Raw genomic sequence first — 1002 nt, forward strand, 5'->3', positions numbered from 1 at the left:
TGTGCTGAGGTCTCCTCGCACTATCAGTATAGGAAATCTATCCACGGCTCGCCGGACGGTGAGACTGTGCCGGCAGTAGTGAGGCCCCCCGGCCCTCGCTACTGCGAGCCGTCAGACGTTGGCGTAGTTGGCGCCCCAGAGCGAGGGGCTCACGTTCAGGTGCAGCGGCACGAAGCCCGCGCCGATCACGCCGACGTTGTTGAGTGCGGCAACGTTGACGTATTGCATCTGGTTGAGGTTCTGGTTTATCGAGACGTTGACGTTGGCAATGCCGCCAAGGCCGGCGACCGAGGGCAGGCCGGGCACGCTGCTGCCGGTGCCGCCGGCCACCGCCGACATGGCGCGGCGGTCGAGCTCGCGGGTGCCGGACAGATCGCGAATCATGAGGGATGACATGGTGCTTCTCCAAAGGTGCGCGCAGGACGCGGGTAGTCGGCGGGCGGTGAAGCGCGCCGGAGAGCCGGGCGCCTCGCCGCGTCACGTCTTACACGTGGATGTTGTTGCTCGTGGTGACGTACGGGTTGACCGTCGAGTGGATGCCGGAGGCGAACGCGACGTTGTTGCCGTTGGCGTTCTGCAGGTTCAGTTCGTTGTTGATCAACTGCGTGGCATCGACCTTCTTGCTGTTGTTCGGGGCAAACACGGGGCTGAAGTTGAAGTACGAGGTGGACGGGTAGTAGCCAGTGCCGCCGCGCACGGCGCTCATGGCCTTGCTGTCGAGTTGTTCGGTGATGGAGAGGTCTTTGATGGTCAGCGTGTTCATGGTGAATCTCCTGAAGGGAAAGGGCATTGGCCTGGGAAAGGTTGCGAGCAACTTGTCTGCTCGAGTGTCACTAATGCACGGGCTGTGCCAGTTTTATTCAAGGTTCCTAATAAAGTTGAGGGAGGCTTGCTGCGTAAGGCTTTCGCGTGGCGGTGCCGGGTTGGTGGTGGCGCATCGCGGCATCTGGGAGATGAGCGGCTGACGGCGTGCGCCCGACAGACTACGTCATGCTGTTGGAT

Annotated in this window: 2 protein-coding genes; both read right to left on the bottom strand. The window is 62.0% G+C overall.

The window, feature by feature from the left end; all coding sequences use genetic code 11:
• Positions 1-111 precede the first annotated feature (111 nt).
• Positions 112-396 carry a hypothetical protein gene (locus P0D70_RS36600; RefSeq protein WP_091806164.1) on the bottom strand — a complete coding sequence of 95 codons (285 nt, stop codon included), beginning with the start codon at positions 394-396 and terminating at the stop codon, positions 112-114.
• Between the two features lie 88 nt (positions 397-484).
• Positions 485-763 (bottom strand): hypothetical protein, encoded by a 279-nt coding sequence (locus tag P0D70_RS36605; protein WP_408188113.1) that lies wholly within the window; start codon positions 761-763, stop codon positions 485-487.
• Positions 764-1002 lie beyond the last annotated feature (239 nt).

Source organism: Paraburkholderia sp. RL17-381-BIF-C, from assembly GCF_046026435.1.
In the GTDB taxonomy this organism is placed as follows: domain Bacteria; phylum Pseudomonadota; class Gammaproteobacteria; order Burkholderiales; family Burkholderiaceae; genus Paraburkholderia.